The 981-nt window shown below is 56.7% G+C and carries 2 protein-coding genes; one reads left to right on the top strand and one right to left on the bottom strand.

Annotation, left to right across the window (positions count from 1 at the left end):
• Positions 1-524, top strand: a 524-nt coding sequence (locus tag F1542_RS01190) for an amino acid permease (RefSeq protein ID WP_193731406.1), incomplete at its 5' end; no start/stop codon positions are given.
• 128 nt (positions 525-652) lie between these two features.
• Here the strand turns inward: F1542_RS01190 and F1542_RS01185 are convergent.
• Positions 653-981: transposase (locus tag F1542_RS01185; RefSeq protein ID WP_193731405.1), on the bottom strand; the 329-nt coding region annotated here is incomplete at its 5' end.

The following is a 981-nucleotide window of genomic DNA, read 5'->3' as shown; positions in this document are numbered from 1 at the left end:
GGACCCGGATCGGCAACCTGATCGGTCTTGCGGCGACCATTGCCCTGCCTTCCGTCGTGCTGATGATGATTTTCGGACAGACACGCATATTTTTCACCATGGCGCGTGATGGCCTGCTGCCCGACAGCTTTGCCAGTGTCCATCCCCGCTATCGCACCCCGCATATCGTGACGATTGTAACCGGCATTGGCACGGCCCTTGGTGCCGCTTTCCTGCCTGTGGGGACACTGGCGGACTATTCCAATTCCGGCACGCTGTTTGCATTCGCCATGGTGGCGGTATCCGTCCTGATCCTGCGCCGGACCGATCCCACGCGCATCCGCCCGTTCCGGGCGCCTGCCATATGGCTGTTCGCGCCGCTTGCCATCATTGGCTGCATTTATCTTTACCTGTCACTGGACCTGATTGCGATACTGGTCCTGCCGGTATGGGGGGTAATGGGGCTGCTTATATATTATGGATATGGCCGTTCACGCAGTTATGTGGGACGGGGGATTGAAGTATCCGACAGCATGGAGCCCTGATTCCCCGCAGGCTGACCGGGAATAAAAGGCGTCCCGATATAACTTATTGATAAAAAATAAAAGTTTCTGGACGCTGCCTTTTTTCAAAAAGGCGGCGCTTCCTGAAGCTTTTTGGGGTCTGTTGGGAATTAACGCGAATTGATGATTGCGGCGGTGAGATAAATCATCGCTGCGAATGATCTGTCGGTCTTGTCGCTTCGCATGGCGATGCGCTTGAACTCCTTGAGCTTGCAGAAGAAGTTCTCGATGAGATGGCGCGCCTTGAACAGGGCCCCATCGAAGGATCGCCTGTCGAGGCGGTTCCGACGCTGGGGAATGACCACGCGGGCTCCTTGCGCGCGTATGGTGTCCACGATCCAGTGGACATCGAACGCCTTGTCAGCAAGAAGTCCCTCGAAATCAGCCGGTTCGAGAAGCGGCGCCACCCCGACCGTGTCGTAATGCTGGCCGGGGATAA

It is taken from the genome of Komagataeibacter sp. FXV3 (assembly GCF_015155755.1).
Classification (GTDB): Bacteria; Pseudomonadota; Alphaproteobacteria; order Acetobacterales; family Acetobacteraceae; genus Komagataeibacter.
This window is presented reverse-complemented; position numbering and strand designations above follow the sequence as displayed.